This window comes from Shewanella sp. ALD9 (assembly GCF_002836315.1).
Lineage (GTDB): Bacteria > Pseudomonadota > Gammaproteobacteria > Enterobacterales > Shewanellaceae > Shewanella.
In genome coordinates this window covers 681,644-705,444 of record NZ_PJCD01000001.1, presented here as the reverse complement: position 1 = coordinate 705,444, position 23,801 = coordinate 681,644, and the positions used below count along the sequence as shown (strand labels likewise).

Annotated in this window: 24 protein-coding genes; 12 read left to right on the top strand and 12 right to left on the bottom strand. The window is 40.4% G+C overall.

The genetic code is table 11. From position 1 onward, the window contains the following. Nucleotides 1-212: 212 nt before the first annotated feature. Both CXF88_RS03275 and CXF88_RS03270 read right to left on the bottom strand, forming a co-directional pair. Nucleotides 213-962: a ferredoxin--NADP reductase gene (locus CXF88_RS03275; RefSeq protein ID WP_101085314.1), complete on the bottom strand. Its 750-nt coding sequence runs from the start codon at nt 960-962 to the stop codon at nt 213-215. 142 nt (nt 963-1,104) lie between these two features. Beyond that, entirely contained in the window at nt 1,105-1,722 is a 618-nt protein-coding gene (locus CXF88_RS03270) for a DUF5610 domain-containing protein (RefSeq protein WP_101085371.1), read from the bottom strand. A gap of 206 nt (nt 1,723-1,928) precedes the next feature. On the opposite strand from CXF88_RS03270, the gene CXF88_RS03265 reads away from it, so the two are divergent. Both CXF88_RS03265 and CXF88_RS03260 read left to right on the top strand, forming a co-directional pair. Beyond that, complete coding sequence (locus CXF88_RS03265; protein ID WP_101085313.1) at nt 1,929-3,416, top strand: FMN-binding glutamate synthase family protein; 1,488 nt, start codon at nt 1,929-1,931, stop codon at nt 3,414-3,416. Nucleotides 3,417-3,587: 171 nt separating this feature from the next. Then, complete coding sequence (locus CXF88_RS03260) at nt 3,588-3,779, top strand: hypothetical protein (protein ID WP_101085370.1); 192 nt, start codon at nt 3,588-3,590, stop codon at nt 3,777-3,779. A gap of 205 nt (nt 3,780-3,984) precedes the next feature. On the opposite strand, the gene CXF88_RS03255 is transcribed toward CXF88_RS03260, so the two are convergent. Both CXF88_RS03255 and CXF88_RS03250 read right to left on the bottom strand, forming a co-directional pair. Beyond that, nucleotides 3,985-4,233, bottom strand: a complete 249-nt coding sequence (locus tag CXF88_RS03255; protein ID WP_101085312.1) for a hypothetical protein — start codon at nt 4,231-4,233, stop codon at nt 3,985-3,987. 283 nt (nt 4,234-4,516) lie between these two features. Further along, the gene (locus CXF88_RS03250) at nt 4,517-6,310 is read right to left on the bottom strand and encodes an ABC transporter ATP-binding protein/permease (protein ID WP_101085311.1); all 1,794 of its coding nucleotides are present in this window, start codon (nt 6,308-6,310) and stop codon (nt 4,517-4,519) included. A 351-nt stretch (nt 6,311-6,661) separates the two neighbouring features. Between CXF88_RS03250 and CXF88_RS03245 the strand changes: the two genes are divergently transcribed. After that, a complete protein-coding gene (locus tag CXF88_RS03245; protein ID WP_011636116.1) occupies nt 6,662-6,838 on the top strand; it encodes a hypothetical protein in 177 nt (58 codons plus the stop codon). A gap of 44 nt (nt 6,839-6,882) precedes the next feature. Here CXF88_RS03245 and aroG read toward each other — a convergent pair whose 3' ends face one another. Further along, entirely contained in the window at nt 6,883-7,938 is a 1,056-nt protein-coding gene (gene aroG / locus CXF88_RS03240) for a 3-deoxy-7-phosphoheptulonate synthase AroG (protein WP_101085310.1), read from the bottom strand. Between the two features lie 428 nt (nt 7,939-8,366). Between aroG and CXF88_RS03235 the strand changes: the two genes are divergently transcribed. Then, complete coding sequence (locus CXF88_RS03235; RefSeq protein WP_101085309.1) at nt 8,367-9,209, top strand: transporter substrate-binding domain-containing protein; 843 nt, start codon at nt 8,367-8,369, stop codon at nt 9,207-9,209. A 5-nt stretch (nt 9,210-9,214) separates the two neighbouring features. Here CXF88_RS03235 and CXF88_RS03230 read toward each other — a convergent pair whose 3' ends face one another. From CXF88_RS03230 to nrfA, 5 genes are all read right to left on the bottom strand, one after another. Next, the gene (locus CXF88_RS03230) at nt 9,215-10,255 is read right to left on the bottom strand and encodes a hypothetical protein (RefSeq protein WP_242445084.1); all 1,041 of its coding nucleotides are present in this window, start codon (nt 10,253-10,255) and stop codon (nt 9,215-9,217) included. 277 nt (nt 10,256-10,532) lie between these two features. Beyond that, complete coding sequence (locus tag CXF88_RS03225; RefSeq protein WP_101085307.1) at nt 10,533-10,862, bottom strand: hypothetical protein; 330 nt, start codon at nt 10,860-10,862, stop codon at nt 10,533-10,535. Between the two features lie 154 nt (nt 10,863-11,016). After that, nucleotides 11,017-12,267: an ammonium transporter gene (locus CXF88_RS03220; RefSeq protein ID WP_101085306.1), complete on the bottom strand. Its 1,251-nt coding sequence runs from the start codon at nt 12,265-12,267 to the stop codon at nt 11,017-11,019. Nucleotides 12,268-12,277: 10 nt separating this feature from the next. Beyond that, entirely contained in the window at nt 12,278-12,616 is a 339-nt protein-coding gene (gene glnK / locus CXF88_RS03215; protein ID WP_011636110.1) for a P-II family nitrogen regulator, read from the bottom strand. A gap of 332 nt (nt 12,617-12,948) precedes the next feature. After that, the gene (gene nrfA, locus CXF88_RS03210) at nt 12,949-14,340 is read right to left on the bottom strand and encodes an ammonia-forming nitrite reductase cytochrome c552 subunit (RefSeq protein ID WP_192114231.1); all 1,392 of its coding nucleotides are present in this window, start codon (nt 14,338-14,340) and stop codon (nt 12,949-12,951) included. 283 nt (nt 14,341-14,623) lie between these two features. Here nrfA and narQ point away from each other — a divergent pair, with 283 nt between their 5' ends. Both narQ and CXF88_RS03200 read left to right on the top strand, forming a co-directional pair. Next, nucleotides 14,624-16,339: a nitrate/nitrite two-component system sensor histidine kinase NarQ gene (gene narQ / locus CXF88_RS03205; RefSeq protein WP_101085304.1), complete on the top strand. Its 1,716-nt coding sequence runs from the start codon at nt 14,624-14,626 to the stop codon at nt 16,337-16,339. Beyond that, nucleotides 16,332-16,961: a response regulator gene (locus CXF88_RS03200; RefSeq protein WP_101085303.1), complete on the top strand. Its 630-nt coding sequence runs from the start codon at nt 16,332-16,334 to the stop codon at nt 16,959-16,961. The genes narQ and CXF88_RS03200 overlap by 8 nt, the downstream gene beginning before the upstream one ends. A 90-nt stretch (nt 16,962-17,051) precedes the next feature. Here CXF88_RS03200 and CXF88_RS03195 read toward each other — a convergent pair whose 3' ends face one another. Further along, entirely contained in the window at nt 17,052-17,423 is a 372-nt protein-coding gene (locus CXF88_RS03195; protein WP_101085302.1) for a YacL family protein, read from the bottom strand. Nucleotides 17,424-17,608: 185 nt separating this feature from the next. On the opposite strand from CXF88_RS03195, the gene CXF88_RS03190 reads away from it, so the two are divergent. After that, nucleotides 17,609-18,589: a zinc transporter ZntB gene (locus CXF88_RS03190; protein WP_101085301.1), complete on the top strand. Its 981-nt coding sequence runs from the start codon at nt 17,609-17,611 to the stop codon at nt 18,587-18,589. Nucleotides 18,590-18,866: 277 nt separating this feature from the next. On the opposite strand, the gene fkpA is transcribed toward CXF88_RS03190, so the two are convergent. After that, nucleotides 18,867-19,619, bottom strand: coding sequence for an FKBP-type peptidyl-prolyl cis-trans isomerase (gene fkpA, locus CXF88_RS03185; RefSeq protein WP_101085300.1), 753 nt, complete (start codon nt 19,617-19,619; stop codon nt 18,867-18,869). 168 nt (nt 19,620-19,787) lie between these two features. Here fkpA and CXF88_RS03180 point away from each other — a divergent pair, with 168 nt between their 5' ends. The 5 genes from CXF88_RS03180 to lpoB all read left to right on the top strand — a co-directional run bounded on the left by CXF88_RS03180 (nt 19,788) and on the right by lpoB (nt 23,768). Next, nucleotides 19,788-20,756 (top strand): hypothetical protein, encoded by a 969-nt coding sequence (locus CXF88_RS03180; RefSeq protein ID WP_101085299.1) that lies wholly within the window; start codon nt 19,788-19,790, stop codon nt 20,754-20,756. A 35-nt stretch (nt 20,757-20,791) separates the two neighbouring features. After that, entirely contained in the window at nt 20,792-21,004 is a 213-nt protein-coding gene (locus tag CXF88_RS03175) for a SlyX family protein (protein WP_011638679.1), read from the top strand. A gap of 244 nt (nt 21,005-21,248) precedes the next feature. Next, nucleotides 21,249-21,761, top strand: a complete 513-nt coding sequence (def, locus tag CXF88_RS03170; RefSeq protein ID WP_101085298.1) for a peptide deformylase — start codon at nt 21,249-21,251, stop codon at nt 21,759-21,761. After that, nucleotides 21,755-23,125 (top strand): hypothetical protein, encoded by a 1,371-nt coding sequence (locus tag CXF88_RS03165; protein ID WP_101085297.1) that lies wholly within the window; start codon nt 21,755-21,757, stop codon nt 23,123-23,125. The genes def and CXF88_RS03165 overlap by 7 nt, the downstream gene beginning before the upstream one ends. 49 nt (nt 23,126-23,174) lie before the next feature. After that, the gene (gene lpoB, locus CXF88_RS03160) at nt 23,175-23,768 is read left to right on the top strand and encodes a penicillin-binding protein activator LpoB (protein WP_174839654.1); all 594 of its coding nucleotides are present in this window, start codon (nt 23,175-23,177) and stop codon (nt 23,766-23,768) included. Nucleotides 23,769-23,801: the final 33 nt, after the last annotated feature.

Here is a 23,801-nt window from a genome sequence, read left to right as displayed (position 1 = left end):
TCAACGCTCCTTAACTGAATCAATATTCCGCCGCCATCGGCGCAATTGATAATGGTTATCAATTGCAACAGGGTAAGTGATCATATCAAAAGGAGCAAGTGCTGTTTCACATTCAGCGGTTAAAACGCCAAGGCTAAAACATCAAATTGTTATGCTGTAAGCCAATATGGCAAGCTTAAGCCACTATCATGGAATTATGATTGACCAAAACACTACCAGTATTTTTCGACCGTAATTTGTCCAGGCGCTCGTCGAAGATTTTTTACTAAGCCTTTTTCAACTAAAGCGGTTTGCGCATCATTTATCATTCCTGGGTTACCACAAATCATCACTTGAGAATGTTCCGCATTAATCCCTAAGCCTGCTTTCTGTTCAATTAATCCGCTGCTAATGCCATCAGGAATACGACATGATAAGCCTTCGGGATATTCTTCACGGGTCACAATGGGAATAAACACAAACTGTTGAGGATATTGACTAATAAACTGTTTAATCGTTTCTAAATAAGCTAAATCTTCACCAAGTCTTACACCATAAACTAGCACGACTTTTTCAAAGCGTTGCCAAGGCTCATCGGTTGCAAGCATAGAGATAAAAGGCCCCACTGCAGTGCCTGTTGATAACAGCCATAGGTGTTTACCTTGCAATGCCCCTTTAGGCACCTCATCTAAGGTCATAAAACCGGTCGCTTTGGGCGTGATTTGAATGGTATCACCTGGGCTTAATGCTTTTAGATCTGGAGATAACTGACCATCCTCTACCGCAACAGCCAGCACCTCGACATAATCAGTCCCGGGGGGATTTACAAGCGAATACGCACGCGCGACACGTTTATCATCACGCATTTGGCTGAGCTTAATAAACTGACCTGCGATAAAAGGTTCGACATCGGCTTTGATACGCAACGAGAATAATTTATCATTCCAATCAATGCGTTTTAGCACGGTACCGGTAATCCACATGACTTTGTTCCTTTTAGACTGGCGTATGTATTTACTATAATACCAATCTATACAGATATTTGCTTAATTAAAAGCCTCCCCGATTTATATCTATAGTGAATAATCACACGCGATTAACTCACTTAAAAGAACAGAGCTAAGTTTACGTAGTTGATGAATCTTGCTTAGCTGAATGGGCATCTAGGCGGTCTTGTTGAAACTGAGCAAGTTTTTGCTGTATGAGCTCATAGGTTTGATCGACTCCTACTGCAATATCGCCTTCTAATACTTTGAGCCCAGATAAGATATCGCTAGCCTCTTTAAAACCTTGATCAATAGCATCACCAATTTTCACCATAAAACTGCTAACTTGCTCATCAAACCCCATGGATTTATTTTGTTGTTGATGTACCGAGAAGAAATTTGTGGCAAAGCTGACAATACGATCGGCTGTCGCTTCAGGAGAGTAATCCACTCCACTTTCAATACTCTTTTGGACTGAGTTCTCCCCCAGTGTTGGCGCAAGCTCTTCATTAATGGCTTCAATCGCGGCACGGTAAAGTAATGCCATAGACTTATCACCCGCAGCAATACTGACTTCTTCTTGCGCCGCTAAAATCGAATTATTCATCATTTGTCGACTTAGCTGATTACTGGTTAACTTAGGCTCAACCGGGGAATTTTTCTCAGCTTGGTGGCTTGATGAAGTTTGCGATGTATTAACTGTTTTATTGTCACGCAGTGGACTGGCATTACTGCTATTTGATTGTTTAATTTCCATGATATTAGCTCGCATACAATGACCGATAGCTTAATTATCGACCAAAAAAATCATTTCTAAAGTCATAAATTAAAACAATTAAGAGAAATTTATTTATATCAATTTTACTAAAGAATAGCCTGTTGATTAACATCATCAATTTAACTTGCCCAAATGAACATCTGCTAATATGGTAATCAGATTGATAGCCAAATAGGAATAACAACATGCCGCAACAACATTGGTTCATGTGGGGAATAGATATTTTTTCTGGTCTTTTCTTAGTGTTATTTTGGTTATTACTGATCGCTGTAATTTACATGTTTATCGCTGATAAACTGCAAACCAAACAAGCCATTCGACACAACTACCCTGTTATCGGTCGATTTCGATATATATTTGAAAAACAAGGTGAGTTTTTTAGACAATACTTTTTTTCTCAAGATCGCGAAGAACTGCCGTTTAATCGAGCCGAACGTAGTTGGGTATATCGCGCAGCTAAAAATGTTGACAGGACAATTGCGTTTGGGTCGACACAAGTTCTGGATAAACCGGGTGCGGTAATGTTCATGAACTCAGCATTCCCCGTCAGTGATCATGACACTCACCAAACCATCGCAGTAATCATTGGTCCTGAATGTAAACACCCTTACACAACCGATAAAATTTGCCATATCTCGGCCATGAGCTTTGGTGCCTTGTCTCGCCCAGCCATTACAGCACTATCCCATGGTGCAGCAAAAGCAGGCTGTTGGCTCAATACTGGCGAAGGTGGGTTAAGTCCTTATCATCTAAAAGGACATTGTGATTTAGTGTTTCAGATAGGTACCGCTAAATATGGTGTGCGTAACGAGCATGGTCATTTAGACCCACAAAAACTGACCGATATTGCCGCTCATCCTGAAGTAAAAATGTTCGAAATTAAATTAAGCCAAGGTGCTAAGCCTGGCAAAGGTGGTATTTTACCGGCGATAAAAGTCACCGAAGAAATCGCAACCATTCGCGGTATCCCAGCAGGACAAGACTCCATAAGCCCCAATGGCCACATTGAATTACATAATGTTGCTGACATTGTCGATATGATCAATCAAGTAAGAGATATCAGTGGTAAACCAACCGGTATTAAAGCGGTATTAGGTGACATGTCATGGGTTACAGAATTTCTAGATGAAATTGAACGTCGTGGTATTGAATATGCGCCAGACTTTTTTACCTTAGACAGTTCAGATGGTGGTACGGGCGCGGCACCACAAGCCTTAATGGATAATGTCGGCTTACCATTGCGCCAAAGTTTACCGTTACTGGTTGATTTACTTAATGAACGCGGCTTTAAACAACGCATTAAAGTGATTGCGACCGGTAAAATGATCATGCCGTCATACGTGGCATGGGCATTAGCCACTGGCGCCGACTTTATTGCTTCAGCTCGCGGAAACATGTTTGCCTTGGGCTGCATTCAATCGTTACAGTGCAACCGAGACACCTGCCCAACCGGTATAACGACCCATAATATACGATTGCAAAAAGGCTTGGATCCAAAAGATAAATCTGCACGCGTCGCAAACTACAATCATTTCTTACATTACGATTTAACCATGATCGCACATTCATGTGGTGTAACCGACCCAAGATACTTAACCCGCCATCATGCCCGAATAGTGCAATCAACGGGTGTAGCGGTCACTCTCGATAAACATTACCGACATATGCAATAAATTAAACCTCAACCCCAGTGAATAACTTGGGTGCGCTGAGCGGATTACTGGGGGGCACTCAGCGGATTACTTTGCCGAATTTAAGAATAGGTGTACAATATACTTTGATATCGATCACAATAAGCAGTATTAATGTGATTTTAAAGAGGCATCAATTCAGGGGATTTCGTGTTGAACATAAAAACGAATGCAGCAGATCTAAATGTCAAAAGCTTAAGTTTAAGCTGTAAAAACTGTAATCGAATGACAGAAATCGAAGGTGAATTTGTGTGTTTTGAACAAGGAAAAATCAAACGCTTAACTTTAGATCCTTCTCCAGCTGCACTCATAAAAATGGTCTGTATTGGTTGGCAGAAAAAGTAAGCTTTTGATCATTAGTAGCAGCACTCGTTACCATTGAATCAACTCACTATAATTCCTATCTTCTTCCAAGTATTTGATACCGTAAACCAGCCAAATACTAACGACTAAAGTCATTTGAACATGTCAAAATACATCCGTTGATATCACTTTATCTGCATAATGTGCAAATCAATGAACCAACATAAGTTGATTAACGCGATGTAAACTAAGAAAGCATGTCCTGCGGATCATCACTTTGTTTAATAATGTTTTTATCAAGGTCTTTGTTCATTGCTTTAGCTAAAGTGAGTCCTCGAGTCGTTACTCTCAAACCGGCACATAAGTCGTTATAAACTATTTTAATAGCATCATCAGACATGTTACGCGTTTTAAGCATTGCCATAATAGCAAACCAATCGGTTGTCACTTGATGTCGGGTGCCTTCTAGCGCCGCAATTAACGCAATATTATGCACAAGTCACCTCCATACACGAATTCGCACCTTTGATAAAATCCAATTGATTGAAAAATAAAGTTATCTGGAATAAATAACCCACAAGTTAGGCTATAGATTAACTGCGTTGATCACTGTCGTCAAAAGATTCATTCGCGTTAAATATATCCAGACGATTTAAACACCGCTCAGCGCTGTTAAAGTAGTCAGATACTGAGTGTTTACGCTATAGAGAGATTTTTATTTGTGGCAACGACAGTATTTTACCCGACAACATCATAGCGCGATATCCATTGACCAACCCTTAATCATTTGGCAGATCTTTTTGTTCATGTTGAATATGCCAAAGCCGAGCATAAAGCCCTTGTTGAGCTAACAAACTGGTATGAGTTCCATGTTCAACAATCTTACCTTTACTCAATACAACGATTTGGTCAGCATCAATAATGGTCGATAAACGATGGGCGACCACTAAACTTGTATGGCCTTTGGCTGCATCTCGCAAGGCGCTCAAAATGGCTTGCTCTGAGCGTGAGTCTAATGAAGATGTGGCTTCATCGAACACTAAAATAGGCGCTCCTTTCAACACCGCGCGTGCAATAGCAACACGTTGCTTTTCGCCGCCGGAGAGCTTTAATCCTCGCTCACCGACCTTGGTGTTACCTTTATCCGGCAATGATTCAATAAAGTCACTCAAATGAGCCAATTTAATCGCCGCGAGAATCTCATCGTGAGTCGCATCTGAGCGACCATACCTAATATTTTCATAAATAGAATCATTAAATAACACAGTATCTTGCGGTACCACGGCGATGGCTCTTCGTAAGGCCTGTTGGCTAAGTTGACGCACATCAATACCATCAATAGTGATAGACCCACGGTCAACATCATAAAAGCGGAATAACAGTTTAATGATAGTTGACTTACCTGCGCCACTGTCGCCCACTACGGCAATTTTTTTCCCTGCTGGCACATCAAAACTAACGCTGTTTAAAATAGCGCGTTGGTCGTAATGAAAGCTCACATCAGTAAACTTTATTGCCCCGACAGTTGGACTGGCTTCAATAGCATCGACGCGGTCTAACACTTGTGGTTGTTTGTCTAAAATATCAAACATACGTTCAATATTGGCTAATGCCCCACGGATCTCACGGTAAACAAAGCCTAAAAAATTTAATGGAATGAACAGCTGCATCATAAAAGCATTAATGAGAACAAAGTCACCAATTGTCATCGAGCCTTGGCTCACTTCATAAGCCGCCAGCGCCATCATAGCCGTCATCGCAACAGCAATAATTAATGCTTGTCCACCGTTAAGAGCAAACAATGATAAACGGTTTTTTCGCTTTGCAACTTCCCATTGTTCAAGTGCGGAATCATACCGTTGTGACTCAAATTCTTCATTGTTAAAATATTTTACAGTTTCATAATTTAACAAGCTATCGATTGAACGCGTATTAGCCAGCGAGTCAGCTCTCGCAGCATCGCGCACATAACCGGTGCGCCACTCTGTCGCCACAATTGAATAACCAATATAGGCCACCACAGAAAATAAAGTGATCAGTGCAAAACTGGCGCCATAGTTATAAAAGAAAATACCGATCACTAAGGCAATCTCAAGCAGGGTTGGCACAATATTAAATACCATAAAGCGCATTAAAAAACTGACGCCACTTGTGCCGCGTTCAATATCACGAGACAGGCCGCCAGTACGGCGATCTAAATGAAAATCAAGATCGAGCCGATGTAAATGTTCAAAAACGGCTCTTCCAAGGCGGCGAATAGCGCGTTCGGTAACACGGCCAAATAACGTATCTCGTATCTCGCCAATTATAACATTCAGCAAACGTACCATGCCGTAAGCTAGCACCAATCCAACAGGAACTGCGATGAGCTGGGCTGAAGATTGCTTATCAAGCGTATCGACTAATTCTTTCAGAATAAATGGCAGTGCAACACTCGCAATTTTAGCAACGATTAAGCAAATCATTGCTAACAACACTCGTGCTTTAAATTCTAATAAATATGGCCATAATAATCTTAAAACATGCCAATTTAACTTCCCTACCGGGCCTTCGAAATACGCAGAAGGTCTCATTTATGCTCCAATTAATTACCACTGCTATAGGCAGTTCGCCACGACCTAATATTGATTGTCTTATTATATGTCATTTTCTAATCAGACATCGGTCACATTACTATGGATTAAGCCCACACTCATGTTTATCATAAAAGGGCTATTTGAGCGTCAGGTAAATAGTACTTTAGAACTATCAATGAATGAAATCACACAGACTAAAATACTACTTTTTAAATTTTTTTAGTCATTTTATGCTTTTTTAAGCTAAATAGAGTTATTTCTGTCAGCAGAATTTGTTACTCTTCAAGCACAGATAAACGCCTGTTTGATAATAAACAAACAACGATTTACTAGTTTAAAGGATGCTTTATGTTGGATAGCTCGAAAATTCAATACCCACCATTACAACTAATACAAACATGGGTATGGATGATGATTGAATCAGGTAACCCTGAACTGCAAGATAAAGGACGTGATAATCTTATTTCAGCGTTTGGCAGTTTAGCTAAGGCCAATGAATACTTAGTACAACATATAAAAAAATAAGGCGCATTGTGCGCCTTATTTTTTTAGGTGTAACTAATCAAATATCAAGCTTTACGACGGTCAAGTACACTCTTATTTAGTGTTGCTAAAAGTGACTCTGTATCATCCCAGCCGATACAAGCATCTGTTACGCTCTGTCCATAACACAATGCACTACCTTCAATAAGGTCTTGGCGTCCTTCAACTAAATGACTTTCAACCATCACACCAAAAATAGCATGATTACCTTGAGATATTTGCCCTGCAACATCATCGGCAACCATCATCTGCTTCTTGTAATCTTTACTACTATTAGCATGGCTAAAATCAATCATAATATTATCTGTCAAACCAGATTTAGCCAGCTGCTTGGCAATATCGGACACGTGTTCGGCACTATAATTAGGCGCCCGACCTCCACGTAAAATAATATGACAATCTGGATTCCCTTTGGTTGACACTATGGCTGAATGACCAAACTTAGTGACCGACAAGAAATGATGTGGAGCGCTCGCAGCTCCAATGGCATCAATAGCCACTTTAATGGTTCCATCGGTACCATTTTTAAATCCTACTGGACAAGATAGCCCCGATGATAGTTCACGGTGTACTTGAGATTCGGTAGTACGTGCACCAATAGCGCCCCAACACATCATGTCAGCAACATATTGAGGCGTGATCATATCTAAAAACTCACCTGCTGTTGGTATACCAGAGTCATTTAAATCAACGAGTAATTTACGAGCGGTCCGTAAACCATCATTTAATTGAAAACTGTTATCCATATACGGATCATTAATTAACCCTTTCCAACCTACTGTCGTTCTCGGCTTTTCAAAATACACTCGCATGACAATTTCAAGCTGATTTTTATACTGTTCCCGCAATTTAACTAAGCGTTGACCATACTCTAAGGCGGCAACAGGATCATGAATTGAACAAGGGCCAATCACCACTAATAAGCGATCATCTTTACGGGCTAGAATTTGATGAATACTGTTACGCGCATTGAAAACAGTTGATGATGCATGTTCGGTTGCCGGAAATCGTTCTAGAATCGCAATGGGTGGAAGCAATTCTTTTATTTCATCGATACGAATATCGTCATTTTGATAATGCATAGTGGTTACAACTCCGGCAAAACGTCTTATGAGTCTGATTCAATAAATAAATCAGCTGATACGATTCATTAAAAATGATAAAAAACCATCGAAAAAATGAACATGAATCATCAATTTAACCAGTATCTATCGACAAATCAATCAAGTATTATTCATCAGTGCCGATAGTAGTGACTATCAGTATGTGATTGGGAATACGTAATAGGAAGCAATAGCAACTGAGCTCACTTGGCTACCCCGTAAACCGAGTATGAAATACACTTATACATTGATTTTTTAGCACCAAATATCACTAAAATAAACTGTCTCATAAAAAAGACACTCTGATGATATTAATATGCTTTACTTTAATGATTAACATCATTAACTCAATACAAGGAAGATGAGCAACTTAATACTTGGCAAGCTATCCAGAGGAGGATAACAGATTGAAATATTTTAATATTTTTTTATTAGGTTCATTGTTAACTCTTTGCAATCCTGCGATTGCCACGTCAGTAGATCCCATCGATGATACGCACGAATTAGTCGAACTCCACTCGCAAAATTACCATACAACGTTGATTCCGATCATTAATAGCATCAGTTTCTCTACCAGTAACAGTATTGCACCCTACTTCTTTACCGATGAAAACACTGGTGTGCAGTATGACCTTCTGAAGGCAGCTCTGGACAGTGAAAATATAGACATAAAAGAGATTGTGCATGCGCCTAATTTGCGTGCGCAGCGCCTAGTCAAAACCAATAAAATAGACTGCATGATCAATGCACCCGATAACGTGGCAGGACTATTTTATACACAGAGCTTGCTTGAATATCAAAATAGCGTGTTTTACTTATCTAGAAATAACCTTAAGATTGAACAAATTACCGATCTTAGCGCATTGTCTATTTTAGGATTCCAAAATTCAAAACAATACTTAGGTGATGAGTTTAAAGACATCGCGAATGCCAACCCTAACTACAGTGAAATCACCAATCAGAAAAGCCAAGTGGTGATGTTATTTAATGGATATGTGGAGGTCATTGTTTTAGAAAGACGAATATTTGAATATTATCGTCATTTACTCAAATCAAAACTCGATACCAGCATACCAGTAACAGAAGTGGCACTCTTTGACCCTGCTCAACGTAAAATTGCCTGTTATGATCAAAAAACGACTAACCGAGTAGATAGTGCCATTACGACACTCAAACAGTCATATCGCTACCAAGAGATACTCGATCTAGCTGAACAAAACAATTATCAACCGCAGTATCAAATACCTTAAAGGTACTAATTTTGTTTAAACGCTTGCAGCTTAATTTGGTAACGTTGCTTATTATTGCTATCACTTAAGGCTAACGCACGTTTAAGGTTTTTCTCAGCCAGACGCTCTTCACCTGTTGCCCAATAAGCCCTAGACAACCCAAAATAAAATTCATGACGATAATCCGCTTTATCAACTGCTCGTTTATACCATATGAGTGCATCTTGATATTGCTTATCAAAATACGCTTGTTGAGCCATGTCAAAATAGTAAAACGGATTATTTATTCTCGCGAGTTCAAGCACTTTATGTATTTGCGCCCATTCATCTAAACGCCCTTGTTCACCTAAAATCAACGCCAAATTGTATAATGTGGTTAAATCTTGCGAGTCAATTTGTAACGCTAAACGATATGCATATTCAGCCTCAACTTCGTAGCCCTTATGTCGATAAATAACCGCTAGAGTATTGATGGCCGCCACATATTGCGGATCCAATTGAATGCTTTTTTTAACCAGTGCATAAGCCGCATCAAAATCAGTTTTAATTAACGCTTCTGCTGCAATATTATTATAAAACATCGCGGTTAGCTGGCGCTTATTAACTGTTTTTTTATGATAAGCACGCACAGAGCGTTCAGGCAAAAAGTCCACTAGAACATCAGTACCTCTAAATAACACAGTGTTATTAGCCCTTGGAGGTAACAAACGTAAATTAACGTGACCATTAACTAAATAAAAACCACCTCGCCTATCCCAAACGGGTTCTACATCTATGTCATTAAACTCCACGGGCACATTTAACGCATCAGCCAACGCCGCCGATAACACAACCAAAGACATACAATTACCTTGACGATTAAGCACCGTTTCACTGGCTGAGCGGGTAACATTATCACGGTACTCAAAACCACCATCTTGTGCGCCTATATATTGAGCCAACCATTCATTAGCCAGAATATTTTGACTGCGAAGAGTACTATCTGCTTGAAACTGTCGCCTAAATTGTGCGACAAACTTATCAGGTAAACGATAAATATCATCAATAGCCACAGTCTCAACAGGCATGAACATTTCATCATGAAATAGGTCAGTAATCTTGATTGCTTTGTTTTGGGGCTGAGTTGATTGACAAGCGCTCATGCTGAAAAGTAAAGCAACAAGCAGTAGATGGGTCCATTGAAGTCGTAAGTGGTCATCCTTGGTAAAGGAATTAACCTCTGTCTTTTTTGGGTGATGAGTAAACATTATTCAGCCCTCAGATAGGAATACGCTATCTAAAAGCATAGTCAATAGATGCCCATTAGGCCAAAACAACCACTACAAGTTTGTAATGGCTTATTAGCTACTGAGGAGGATTTACACTAACAGGAGGATCTATTTGGATAAAAAGTTGTGTGTCTTGATATTCGTAGGGACGATAAAATTGATTGCCACAGCTAAAATAATGAAATGGTGACGTCACGGCTAAACAACCAATAGGCAGTGATTGCAAAATCATTATCTGCTGTTGCTGTCTTAACAACTCTTGCCATTCGTGCTGTTGTAATACACTGTCGCGAACAGCAAAAGCATCAAAAGGCGTTGATGACTGGCGCACCACAACGGTGCCAGCATAGCTTGCTGCGCTTAATAACAAAGATCCCATTAATAAATTTATCAGTATTGGTTTCATCATCACCTCATCACAGATTTCATCATCTAATAGTGTATACGTTAAGCTGGCACATGGCCCTTTATTTACCTCAATTGAGTCAGTAATAACGTTATTAATCTACAAAAAAAACAGAACCCTAAGGTTCTGTTTTCTATGTTAGCTAATAAACTCATTAGCCAGCGGTTTTCACACTCACAAACTCAGGGTAAGCATCTACTCCACAGTCAGAAGCATCCATACCGTTGTACTCTTCTTCTTCTGTCACACGGATACCCATAGTCATTTTTAATACAAACCATACCAGTAACGATGTGGTAAATACCCAAATGAAGATAACCGCAGCACCGTATAGCTGACTGCCAAAACTAGCATCGGCATTTGATAATGGTACTAACATTAGTCCAAGGAATCCCGCAACACCGTGCACCGAAATGGCACCGACTGGATCATCAATTTTAATTCGGTCAAATGCAATCACTGAGAAGATAACAACTGCACCAGCAACCAAACCAATTACACCGGCCATTAACAATGAAGGTGATAAAGGATCAGCAGTAATTGCCACTAAACCCGCTAACGCACCGTTTAAAATCATGGTTAAATCAGCTTTACCCCAAACAACTTTACACACAATAAGCGCTGAGATTGCACCAAATGCGGCGGCAGAGTTAGTGTTTACAAAGATTTTAGCGACAGCACTGGCGTTTTCAGCATCTGAAACCAACAGCTGTGAACCACCGTTGAAACCAAACCAACCCATCCATAAAATGAACATACCTAAAGTAGCCATTGGTAAGTTAGAGCCTGGAATAGGATGAACTTGGCCATTTTCACCATATTTACCTTTACGAGCACCAAGAAGCAGCACACCAGATACTGCAGCTGCAGCACCAGCCATGTGCACAATGCCACTACCAGCAAAGTCAACAAAACCAGCTTCAGAGAGGAATCCACCACCCCATGTCCAGTAACCTTCAATAGGGTAAATAACAGCGGTCATGACGACCGAAAAAGCTAAGAAAGACCATAACTTCATCCGTTCAGCCACAGCACCAGATACTATCGACATTGCCGTAGCAACAAACACGACTTGGAAGAAAAAGTCTGATTCTAAAGCATGGTCTGCACCATCGGCTTGCGAACCGATTAACGAACCAAAAGAAGGAATGAAACCACCTTCTACATTGTCGACATACATGATGTTGTATCCGACGAATAAAAACATCACACATGCAATTGAATATAAACACACGTTTTTAGTTAATATTTCAGTGGTGTTTTTTGAGCGAACTAAGCCGGCTTCTAACATGGCAAAACCCGCTGCCATCCACATAACTAACGCACCTGAAATGAGGAAATAGAACGTGTCTAATGCAAAACGTAGTTCAGTTACCGTCAGGCCTAATTGAGTTAATTCTTCCATAGCAGCCTCCTTATAATGCTTCGTTATCAAGTTCACCCGTACGAATACGGATCGCTTGTTCTAAATCAGTCACAAAAATTTTTCCATCACCTATTTTGCCGGTATGTGCAGCACTGGTAATGGCTTCAATAAGCATGTCCAAATTTTCATCTTTGGTGGCAATTTCTAATTTTACTTTAGGAAGAAAGTCCACTTGATACTCTGCCCCACGATAAAGTTCAGTGTGACCTTTTTGGCGTCCAAAGCCTTTTACTTCAGTAACAGTCATACCTTCAATGCCCATGCCTGCAATGGCTTCACGGACATCATCCAATTTAAATGGCTTGATGATAGCGCTGACGAGTTTCATCTCGACCTCCAAAAGTGTGAAAAAATGTAATTGTTATTAATTTGTTGGATGAGTTAATTCAATCATTAGGCCACTTTTTCAAAATACTGTTATATATAGCTTTTATTTTATTTACTCTTTTATTTATTAACATTAAGGCACCAATCAAGTGCACAAGAAACATCGACGCATCGTTTTGGTGCAGCAAATCATCCACCTTTCATGCTACCTAGCAGCAAGAAACCGGTGAACTATCTCTACATAACACAGATAAAAAAACAGCCCTCAAATGAGGGCTGTTTGTTAGATTTTTCAGGCTTACACCTGAGGAGATTTTTTATGCTAAGTACAACTTATTTATAAGTCGCTTCGCGCTTTTTAGCTTCTTCTTTCCACTTAGGCACCAGTGTTTTCTTAAACTCAGCTTTTTCAGCATTCATGGTTTTCATGTCCATGCCTAATGCTGCTTGTGCTTTTGCTTTCGTTGAAGTGTCAGGGTAAGCAATTGGTTGCTTAACACCTTTTGCACCGAGTAACTGAGCAAGTTTAACGCGAGCATCAGCCGCTTTATCCAATGAAGTACCTAGAATACGTAATACTTCAGCAGGAGCATGTGATGATGCACCATGAGATGCAGTCGCAAAATCCCAACGCCACTGTGAATGACGAATATCCATTAGGATTGGCTTCATTTCAACTTCAGTTGCACCAGCATCCCACGCAGCTTTAGCTTCAAAGTGAGCTTTAACCAATTGAGTTTCAACACGTGCTTTTAAGTCTTGTGCTTTCTGTTTGCTTTCATTAACTTGCTTAACCATAAACTCTTTGCTTTGACTGTGACAAGTTGCACATGTTTCTTCAAAGCGATCAAATGGGTTACCCACTTTATGGTCTGTAAATTTGCGGCCTTTGTCATTAGTCACTTTAGGCATATGACAATCAACACAACTCACGTTATTTTGACCGTGAACACCCATTTTCCAAGTTTCATAACCAGGGTGTTGTGCTTTTAGCATAGGAGTTTTAGACACAGCATGAGTCCAATCAGAGAACTCCATGTTGTCGTAATACACTTCCATTTGCTCAACAGTGGTACCCATATCCCAAGGGAATTTAACGAAACCAGGACGTTCAGCCGTTTTCTCGAAATAATATTCTACGTGACATTGAGCACACACCATTGACTGCTTGTCTTTACGAGAAGCTTTATCAAATGGAGTATTCAATGTTGTCATTGCGCGTTCTGCAAACGGACGAGACATACGTAACTTAGATGAGCCTTTTTCATGACAATCGCCACAACCAAGAACATTGACAATTTCTGGACCGCCTTTAGCCCACTTGCCACTGAAATAGCCATCTTCGCCCTGCTCTTCAATCACACGAGGCACATCAGGACTTTTACAGCTCCAACACGCCATTGGCATTGGACCATCTTCAGCATTTTTTGGCGCACCGGTACGCAATGAATTCGTTACGTCAGTAACCGCATACATATGACCTCGTGGTGCATTGTAATCTTTAGCAAAGCCGTAGCCTGCCCACAATACGACTAGACTAGGTACTTTTTCCAACATATCGACAACTTCTTTGCTTTCATCAGTTGCATGCCAGCTGTCATATTGCTTAGAAAATTTATCTTTATAAACCTCATTTCGAGGCTCCGTTTTATCACTCGCCATTGCGCCAGCAGCTAAAAAACTGGCTGCCATCACTGCACTCAGTGCAATTGATTTCATATTCATCTTCATCACCCTTTATCTCCGTGTTACATTATATTTAATTTAATAATCACGACATCTCCAAAGTCAAAGTTAGCGATTTAACACCGCTTTAAATATACCCCTTATGGGGTATAGCGATGAAAGTTTGCGCCAGATCAACATGTAAACAGGATGTATTTCACAGTTTTGTAAACTTGTTAATGTTATCAACCCATACCTAATGTAGAACACACTATTGGACATCATATAAAACAGTACTTTTGACTTATTTTTAATCACTAATCGCTATCAACAGCAGGATTTTATGTTTACTCGTGGCAGCCTTACTTCCACCATTTTAAGTTTAATGCTCATTTTAATTTTGTTGTCATCAAGCTTAGCGGTGTTTTCTATCGTCAATTTAACCTTCAGCTTAGGCGATGCCAAAGGCATCAACGCCTCAGGCTCACTGCGAATGCAAAGTTATAGGCTGTTGTTGTATACCAATGCCGGCAGTAGTAATACCGATGAAAAAATTACTGCATTCGAAAATACACTTAGTTCAGAAGCACTTAAACGCTCTCTTCAATGGTATAGCCCCAAAGAGCTGCGAGACCAATATTTATTGGTTATCGATAAATGGCAAGTGATGAGAGTGTATATTGAAGAAGGGAATACGCGACTTTACTCAGCCTCATTAACCGACTTTGTCGACACCATTGATACCTTGGTATTAAAGATGGAATTGTTCGCGGCCTTTAAATTAAAGTTATTGGTTATTGGGCAGATTATCGGCTTATTTATTTTACTTGTTATCGCTTTCTTTGCCGTAGTATTCACACGTAAACGGGTTGTTAAACCATTGCAATTGTTGATGGATAGCGCAGCAACTATTTCGAAAGGTAACTTCAAAGTTGAGATGCCTAAAACGGGTTATATAGAACTGACGGCTCTAGGTAATGCACTGCAAAAGACGGCAGCGGAATTAGCCCATTTATATGAAGATTTAGAAAACCAAGTGAACGAAAAAACCTTGGCATTAACCCGAGCAAACAATGAGCTAAAGTTTTTATACGACAATCTACTCATGTTACATGCTGATAAACTCGACTATAAAGCATTACAATCTGCAATCAATCAGCTGAAATATTATGAAGACTTAACCTTTCTTCGCTTAGTCGTTGAGCATGATGATGGCTCTAAAGACGTTATTAAAGCTGAAGGCGGCTGGCCTGATGAGTTAGCCACTGAATCGGTACAGTTTCCGCTATTAATAGAAAAGACCCAAATGGGCTATTTAGATGTAATATCTAATAAGCCATTGAATAAATTATTGTTTGAAAACTTCGCCATGATGTTAACCCGTTCAATTACTATCCATAATGCTACTGAACAACGGCAGCAACTGGCGCTACTGGAAGAACGTGCGGTCATCGCTAGAGAATTACATGATTCAATTGGGCAATTATTATCTTTTCTGAAAATCCAGGTGAGTTTATTACGTAAAAGTCTTGCTCACAGTTGTCGTAGCCCTGAAGTAGAAGGTCAATTGACAGAGATTAATGAAGGTGTCAGTACTGCTTATGTACAATTACGTGAACTGTTATCAACCTTTAGATTAACCATTAAAGAGCCTAATTTAAGTCAAGCTATTGAAGTTATGTTGGATCAATTACGTCATCAAACGAATATCAATATCCAATTGAATTACAAGATATCAGCACATTTACTTGAAGCTAAACAACACATTCATATTTTACAATTAATTCGCGAAGCGACATTAAATGCAATTAAACACGCTAACCCTGCTCATATAGTGGTAGATTGTCAGTTAACAAATAATGGCATGATTACTATTACAATATGTGATGATGGCATTGGCGTGACACATTTAGCTGAACGAGATCAGCATTTTGGTATTGGCATCATGCATGAACGCGCCAACAAACTGAATGGTATCGTTTCGTTCAATAGTAACCAGCTCGGCGGTACTACTGTTACGCTGAGTTTTCCACCTCAACAGGAGCCTTTAAATGGGTAAGCCGTATTCCGTACTTGTTGTCGATGATCATCCATTATTACGCCGTGGTATTTGCCAATTAATCACCTCCGACGGTGACTTTTCGCTTTTTGGTGAAACGGGCACGGGACTAGAAGCTCTTACCGCCGTAGCCGAAGATGAACCCGATATTATTTTGCTCGATTTGAATATGAAAGGCATGTCTGGGCTTGATACTCTCAATGCTATGCGTCAAGAAGGTGTAACAGCAAGAATTGTGATTTTAACCGTCTCAGACGCTAAACAAGATGTCATTAGACTACTGCGAGCGGGTGCTGACGGCTATTTACTCAAAGACACTGAGCCTGATTTACTGTTAGAGCAACTCAAAAAAGCCATGCTGGGTCACCGAGTCATTAGTGATGAAGTAGAAGCTTATCTTTATGAGTTGAAAAATACGATTGACGACAACAGCTGGATAGAGAATTTAACCCCGCGTGAATTACAAATATTGCAGGAGCTGGCGGAAGGTAAAAGTAATCGAATGATCGCCGAAGACTTACACATCAGCGAAGGCACTGTTAAAGTTCATGTGAAGAATTTACTGCGTAAAGCAAATGCTAAATCTCGCACTGAAATGGCGGTACGCTACCTTAACAATTAGCCCCACGCAAAAGTTCAAACCACACTTAACAACAAGGCCACATAAACGTGGTTTTGTTGTTATTTAACTCCCGCTAGAAATAAGAAATGGCTATTTATCGTTAATAAATGCTAACCAGCTTTGCAGCACCGACTCAAAGTCTTCCAGACCACAATAACACTCAGATTCCGCATTATACAGGTTCATGGAGTCTTCTAATAAGTGCTCTTCCTCAAAATCAATCACACTGGCAAACACTCTCACTTGCTCAGAGTCAATGTCGATAGTTAACTCTCCACCAACATCTAGCAAATGGCCAAGCGCCCCAGATTTGATTAACACTATCTGGGTGAGAATATGATTAGCTTTGCTCTTGTCGTCACCAAGCTCTTCAGCAAACCATCTGCCTAACACTTCATGACCCATGCTAAATTCAGCAAAGACCGTGCCTTCTAGGCGATTTCGACGAAATTGATATTCCATACTAGTACTCTTTTATTAGCATTTTTTCTATTTTAACCGATGAACGGCCACTCTGCTGCTCGTTAGTTCAGCAAATATTGCGCTTGATGGTTAAATGCACGATAAATAAAGGATTTCATTTTATAAGGTGGTTTTAAACTTGGGCTAGATAAAAAAATAGCGTAAATTATTGCGATAGTGATCACATGGAATCTCTAATAATGAATAATGGTTTTATATACAGTTTATTGCTTACCGGCCCCAATGTTGGCCAGTCACTTACCGCGGAACAAATAGCACAATGGCAGCCTGCTGATGGGCTGTTGTGGTTACATCTGCGATATCGTGAACCTAAAGCTCGTAAATGGATCCTCAACTCCGGCTTACAGAGGGTTGAGATGGATACTCTGTTGGCCACTGATACTCGTCCACGAGTATTAAGTTCCGACAAAGGAATTTTACTGGCGTTACGAGGAGTTAATTTAAACCCAAACTCCGATCCAGAAGACATGGTCGCAGTGCGGATCTACGCTGAAGAGCACAAGATCATCTCAACCTGCGAGCGCCAGTTACAATCGGTGATTGATGTTGCCGATGCGATAACACAAGGCAAAGGTCCGGTTGATAGTGCAGCGTTTATCATGGCCATTTGTGAGCGTCTGACGCAACGTAAAGTGGAGTTTATTGGCAAACTGGAAGAGCAGCTCGATGAATTAGAAGAACGCGTTGTCACTCAAGTAAACAAAACCTTACGTACTGACATTGCCGAGCTGCGCAGACAAACCGTGGTATTGCGTCGCTACCTCGCGCCCCAACGAGAAGCATTTTCTCGTATGCTACAAGAAGCCAGCGAACTATTTGACGACAATGATAAAGTCCGCTTACGTGAAATACACGAAACCCTTATTCGAGTAATAGAAGATCTTGATGCAATACGCGATCGAGCCAGCGTTACGCAGGAAGAGCTTCAATCACAACAGTCAGAACAAGTGAATCAGAGACTGTATTTCTTATCATTGATTTCGGCGGTATTTTTACCATTAGGTTTTTTAACAGGCTTATTGGGCGTCAATATTGGCGGAATACCTGGCGCTGAATCAAATTGGGCTTTTGCCGCATTCTGTGGCGGATTGTTTGCGCTGATAGGTTTGCAAATGTACTTATTCTACCGTTTGAAATGGCTATAATCCGTCTCTAATATACATGATGGACATTGATCTGCTGAGGGTTAACTACTCGTCAGGAGCGGCTAATTTGCACGTAATGATTAGCGGAGTTAACTTGGTATTACCTAACGTTAAACGACTAACGAGATACGACTAACGTTGAGCAATATAAAGCGACGGAGTTAATCACTTATCCAAGGCCATTCTAAGCAAATTTAACTGTAAACAAAAAAGGACACCGAAGCGTCCTTTTTAATTTATATTTATCAGTCTTTTAACGACTGAAACAATGTTGATATTACTTAGTTTCTACTGCAGCAGGTGTTTTCTCTACTGACATTAATTCAACTTCAAAAACCAATGTTGAGTTAGCAGGAATAGTGCCAGTATCACGTTCGCCATAAGCTAATTCTGATGGGATAACAAACTTATACTTAGCGCCTACAGGCATTAACTGTACGCCTTCAGTCCAACCAGGAATAACACGGTTTAGTGGGAACTTAGCCGTTTCACCACGAGCATATGAACTGTCAAATTCGGTGCCATCAATTAACGTGCCACGGTAATGAACTTCAACAGTATCTTCAGCAGCAGGCTTTTCACCACTACCGGCCTCTAATACTTCGTACTGCAAACCAGACTCAGTCGTGGTTACGCCTTCTTTGGCTTTATTGTCTTCTAAGAATTTTTTGCCATCTGCAATTGATTTAGCAGCTAACGTTTCAGCTTGCTCTAAGCGCTTGTCGTTTAGTTTTTTATCTAGGTTTTGTAATACAGTCTGCATTTCTTCTTCAGTTAACTGCATTTCTTCGCCTAAGCCATCGCTAAAGCCTTTAATCACCATAGCGCGGTCAACAGCAAAGCCTAATTCTTCTTGCTCTTTAATGTGACCAGACATGTACTTACCAATTGAACCACCAACACTATATGCTTCTTTTTGAACGTCAGTTGTCAATTCAACTTTCTTTTGAGCAACGTCTTGTTCCTGATTACACGCAGTAAGGCCAACAACGGCTAATGCAACTAACGATAATTTGTAAATAGATTTCATTAAAGCTTCCTCAGCATCCTATAGTGGTTACAATAACCTTAATACATTCAATCAATGAGATGTTTAATTGGTCATGTTCTCTTGCCACTTTATACTAGTTAAAACGGTTATACCATTGGGTAAACCTTATATGACAAGGTTTAGGACAATAATTCAAGGAGCAAGTTCATGATACGCGTTCCAATGCTGTTTTTTTGGCCAACTCTAGTCTTAGTAAGCCTATTATCTGCATGCCAACCAACAGCGACGAAAGTTAAGGTCATCACGACTGATGCCAGTTATAGTGCAAGTTTGTCAAATGATGCAACCATCGCCTTGGTTAGCACGGCTCATAATGGCGTACAGGTATGGGATCTTACTGACTCAACGTTGTCTTACCAGTGGCTCCAAGGCCAACAACAAAATACCAGTAACGTCATTGATACTGCGATATCAGCAAATAGCCTTTATGCTGCAACAATTAGCAGCCACTCACTTGCAATATGGCGATTAACCGATGGTTCATCTGTCGGATGGTGGTCTTTGCCTTCTTATGCGCAAAGTGTCGCCATCGCTAATACAGGGCAAACCCTTGTGGGTTTAGTCGATGGCTCTGTGATGTCATTGTCACCTGAAAAATCACGCTTAATTCAATTTTTGGGCCATCAAGAAAAAGTGAATAGCGTGTCTATTAGTGCCGATGGCAATACAGCATTAAGCGGCGGGAATGATGGTAAAGTATTACTTTGGCAAGCCCAAACGGGTCAACCATTACAACAATGGCAGTTAACATCCCGCATCACTAAAGTGGCGATTAACGATTCAGCGACTCTCAGCTTTGCAAGCGATATCACTGGTAATGCCACCCTGTGGCAGTCGGATACCGGTAAACCAATAAGTCATCTCGATATTAATCGACGCCAAATGAATTTTTCAAGTGCTCGCTTTGTTAATAATGACCAGCAATTACTCACAGGTACGCCATCAAGAGAAATCTTTTTATGGCAAATAGACTCAGGTAAACGACTTTCTCGCTGGCAAGTTCAATTGAGTAAAAACACCCAAAACAAAGGCGCTGTAGTATACTCTGCCGCAATGATAGCACCTGGCTCGATAGTCAGTATTAGCAGCCAAGGTTTAGTTGAATATTGGCAGTAATAACTAATGTAATAATTCAGTAATAAGAGGTCGACATGGAAAGCGTTTTACAAAAGATTGATGATCTTGAAATGAAATTATCATTTCAAGATATCTCCATTGAAGAGTTAAACCAAGAAGTGATAAAACTCAATGCATTAGTTGCCAGACAGCAACAGCAAATGCTATTAATGGTTAATAAACTGCATTCTATTGAGCCTAGTAACATGGCGTCTTCTGCCGAAGAGACTCCACCACCACATTACTAAAGCCTTGCGACCATACAAGATATTTTAGGATACTTTGACTGCTATCATAGTCAGCTTATAGTCAGCTTATAGTCAGCTGATATTCAGCAAATATGATATAGACTGTATTGAAATCGAGTGAATGGTCAGTACCATAGAATGAGACTATGCAAGTAATAACCTTGCTTACTCATAACAATTTAAACCATAAATAAGATTAACCTAGGTCGTCATCTAACGCGAATAACAAGGACAGCCGTCACCTATGCAGCTAAAGCCACTACTCAGCATTGCTACCACAGGCGAACAGATACTGACTCAAATTGCTGAGCCAGTGACGGTGTTTGACGACGCATTACATACCTTAGCTGATAACATGCTCAGCACTATGCTGAATGCAAATGGCGTCGGTATTGCGGCAACGCAAGTGTTCAGCAACGTAGCAATGTTTATCATGGCGTCAAATCCTAACGAACGTTATCCCCATGCGCCATCAATGCCTCCAACGGTAGTCATAAACCCACAGATTCTATCGGCATCTGCCGCAACAGAAACAGATGTAGAAGGTTGCTTATCCATTCCAGGTCAGCGGCTATCTATTGCGCGACACAGCGAAATAGAAGTTCAGTATCAGTCGCTTGATGGCCAGTTACATCAACAAACATTAACGGGATTTGTTGCGCGTATTTTTCAACATGAATATGACCACCTGCAGGGTATTACTTTACTTGAACGGGTCAACCTCATGACACCTCAGATACTGGTGCCACAATGTTAAGAACATTCTGTATTGGGTTGAGTCTCATTATTGGCCTATCCGGTTGTGCCTTTAATAGTGTATTTGTTAACTATCCATCGCAAATAGCGCCATACAAGCAACAACTCAATAGCGATTCACCAACAGCAAAAATTACTGATTTGGCCGACAATATTAGCGGCAATGATGGCTTACTTTACGCCCAAGAGTCTGGGCGTATTATGCAAATTGCGGGTGACTTTAGCGGCAGTAAAACCTATTACCAACAAGCCATTGACGATTATCAAGTTTTTGATGATAAAGCCATCGTGAGTGCCAGTAAATTAGGTGCAGGGGCGAGCAGTCTTTTACTCAACGATAATGCCATTCCTTATCGAGGTCCGGGTTATGAGCGTATTATGTTGCATCAATATCAGGCACTTAATTATTTATTTAGTGGTGATGCTCAAGGGGCATTAGTAGAAGTTCGCCGCAGTAATGAATTGCAAAGTATGGAACAAGCACGCTATCAGAAATCACAAAAATCAGTGCAAGACATGGCCAATGGCACCATTGACGCGCAAGTAGCCCAATTAAGCAAAGAAGCCGGCAATGTCACCAGTTCATTTCTAAACGCTTACAGCTATTACACTACTGGCTTGTTGCACGAGCTCGCCAACGAGCCTAATGATGCGTTTATTGATTATCGCAAAGCAGCACAAATTACCCCAGACAATGTGTATTTACAGCAAGATTTAGTTCGTTTAGCTAAACAACTGGGGATGCCTCAATACGACGAATTTAAACGTCGCTGGGGAGAGGCGGTAATGCCTACACCCGACCAAGGCCAAGTTGTGTTTATTATTGAACGTGATTTTGTACCAGAAAAACAGAGTATTACGGTACCTTTTCCACTTAACGGTAATATCCAATCCGCGTCATTAGCGACCTATCAACCACAACGTCAGTTAGTCAATAACAGCCAAATCCAAGGGTTAGACGCGCCACTCACAGCACAAACTATTGCTAACATTGATGCGTTAGCCATTAATGCCTTAAAAGAAGATTTACCCGCTGCGTTGTTTCGACAAGCCGCAAGAGTTTATGCTAAATACCAAATGAATCGCAGTGTACAAAACAGTAGTCAACGAGCCAATAATCAAGTTGATGCTGCTGCGATGGTAATGCAAATATTTAATGTTATCACCGAGCAAGCCGACCGTAGAAGTTGGTTAACCCTGCCACGTCAGGCTCAAATTGCTCGACAATTTATCGATGCCGGCAGCTATAATGTTCGCTTAAATAGCAGCCAAAATGTAAATATTGACGTAAAACCAAACCGTACAACATTAATTTGGGCAATAGAGACTGGAAATCGTACCCGTTTTTATTCGATAATCATCTGATAGACGATAATTGCTTATCAACTGTCACTCATCACCAATGGAATTTACTATGAAAAATTTGAAACTGATATTTGTATTAGCTGCAGTAATGGGGCTGAGCGCCTGTCAATCTAAAGTAGAGTATGGTGACGCGACGGAAGTCGAAACCGTTAACGAAAACTTCGGTTCAACTGATCTGCAAGTCATCGCAGCAAAAATGGTCGACAGCATGATGGCATTCCCACCTGTTGTAGTAATGACACAGAGCAACCGCCCGATTGTATTTGTGGATAAAATTAAAAATAAAACTTCTGAACATATCGATACAGAATCAGTGACCGACACCATTAGCAATAAACTATTACGCTCTGGTAAGTTCCGTTTTATTGATATGACTAAGGTTGATACTGTACGCAAACAACTTGATTATCAAAACAATGCTGGCATGGTAGACCCATCTACGGCAATTAAATTTGGCCGTCAAATTGGCGCGCAATATATGCTTTATGGCAACTTATCAAGCATCGTTAAACAAGATGGCAGCACCAAAGATGTTTACTACAAAATGACCATGCGGTTAATGGATCTTGAAACGGGCTTAATTGAATGGTCAGATGAAAAAGAAATCCGTAAAATGAAATCAAAGTCTTTTTTAGGCTTATAAATCACTACTCATAGCACTAAAGCCGACATTGTT

What these genes read in the sequence shown, in the direction of transcription:
- CXF88_RS03275 (WP_101085314.1), bottom strand. Translation starts at nt 962, where the DNA reads ATGTGGATTACCGGTACCGTGCTAAAACGCATTGATTGGAATGATAAA.
- CXF88_RS03270 (WP_101085371.1), bottom strand. Translation starts at nt 1,722, where the DNA reads ATGGAAATTAAACAATCAAATAGCAGTAATGCCAGTCCACTGCGTGAC.
- CXF88_RS03265 (WP_101085313.1), top strand. Translation starts at nt 1,929, where the DNA reads ATGCCGCAACAACATTGGTTCATGTGGGGAATAGATATTTTTTCTGGT.
- CXF88_RS03250 (WP_101085311.1), bottom strand. Translation starts at nt 6,310, where the DNA reads ATGAGACCTTCTGCGTATTTCGAAGGCCCGGTAGGGAAGTTAAATTGG.
- CXF88_RS03245 (WP_011636116.1), top strand. Translation starts at nt 6,662, where the DNA reads ATGTTGGATAGCTCGAAAATTCAATACCCACCATTACAACTAATACAA.
- aroG (WP_101085310.1), bottom strand. Translation starts at nt 7,938, where the DNA reads ATGCATTATCAAAATGACGATATTCGTATCGATGAAATAAAAGAATTG.
- CXF88_RS03230 (WP_242445084.1), bottom strand. Translation starts at nt 10,255, where the DNA reads ATGCCTGTTGAGACTGTGGCTATTGATGATATTTATCGTTTACCTGAT.
- CXF88_RS03225 (WP_101085307.1), bottom strand. Translation starts at nt 10,862, where the DNA reads ATGAAACCAATACTGATAAATTTATTAATGGGATCTTTGTTATTAAGC.
- CXF88_RS03220 (WP_101085306.1), bottom strand. Translation starts at nt 12,267, where the DNA reads ATGGAAGAATTAACTCAATTAGGCCTGACGGTAACTGAACTACGTTTT.
- glnK (WP_011636110.1), bottom strand. Translation starts at nt 12,616, where the DNA reads ATGAAACTCGTCAGCGCTATCATCAAGCCATTTAAATTGGATGATGTC.
- nrfA (WP_192114231.1), bottom strand. Translation starts at nt 14,340, where the DNA reads ATGAATATGAAATCAATTGCACTGAGTGCAGTGATGGCAGCCAGTTTT.
- narQ (WP_101085304.1), top strand. Translation starts at nt 14,624, where the DNA reads ATGTTTACTCGTGGCAGCCTTACTTCCACCATTTTAAGTTTAATGCTC.
- CXF88_RS03200 (WP_101085303.1), top strand. Translation starts at nt 16,332, where the DNA reads ATGGGTAAGCCGTATTCCGTACTTGTTGTCGATGATCATCCATTATTA.
- CXF88_RS03195 (WP_101085302.1), bottom strand. Translation starts at nt 17,423, where the DNA reads ATGGAATATCAATTTCGTCGAAATCGCCTAGAAGGCACGGTCTTTGCT.
- CXF88_RS03190 (WP_101085301.1), top strand. Translation starts at nt 17,609, where the DNA reads ATGGAATCTCTAATAATGAATAATGGTTTTATATACAGTTTATTGCTT.
- fkpA (WP_101085300.1), bottom strand. Translation starts at nt 19,619, where the DNA reads ATGAAATCTATTTACAAATTATCGTTAGTTGCATTAGCCGTTGTTGGC.
- CXF88_RS03180 (WP_101085299.1), top strand. Translation starts at nt 19,788, where the DNA reads ATGATACGCGTTCCAATGCTGTTTTTTTGGCCAACTCTAGTCTTAGTA.
- CXF88_RS03175 (WP_011638679.1), top strand. Translation starts at nt 20,792, where the DNA reads ATGGAAAGCGTTTTACAAAAGATTGATGATCTTGAAATGAAATTATCA.
- def (WP_101085298.1), top strand. Translation starts at nt 21,249, where the DNA reads ATGCAGCTAAAGCCACTACTCAGCATTGCTACCACAGGCGAACAGATA.
- CXF88_RS03165 (WP_101085297.1), top strand. Translation starts at nt 21,755, where the DNA reads ATGTTAAGAACATTCTGTATTGGGTTGAGTCTCATTATTGGCCTATCC.
- lpoB (WP_174839654.1), top strand. Translation starts at nt 23,175, where the DNA reads ATGAAAAATTTGAAACTGATATTTGTATTAGCTGCAGTAATGGGGCTG.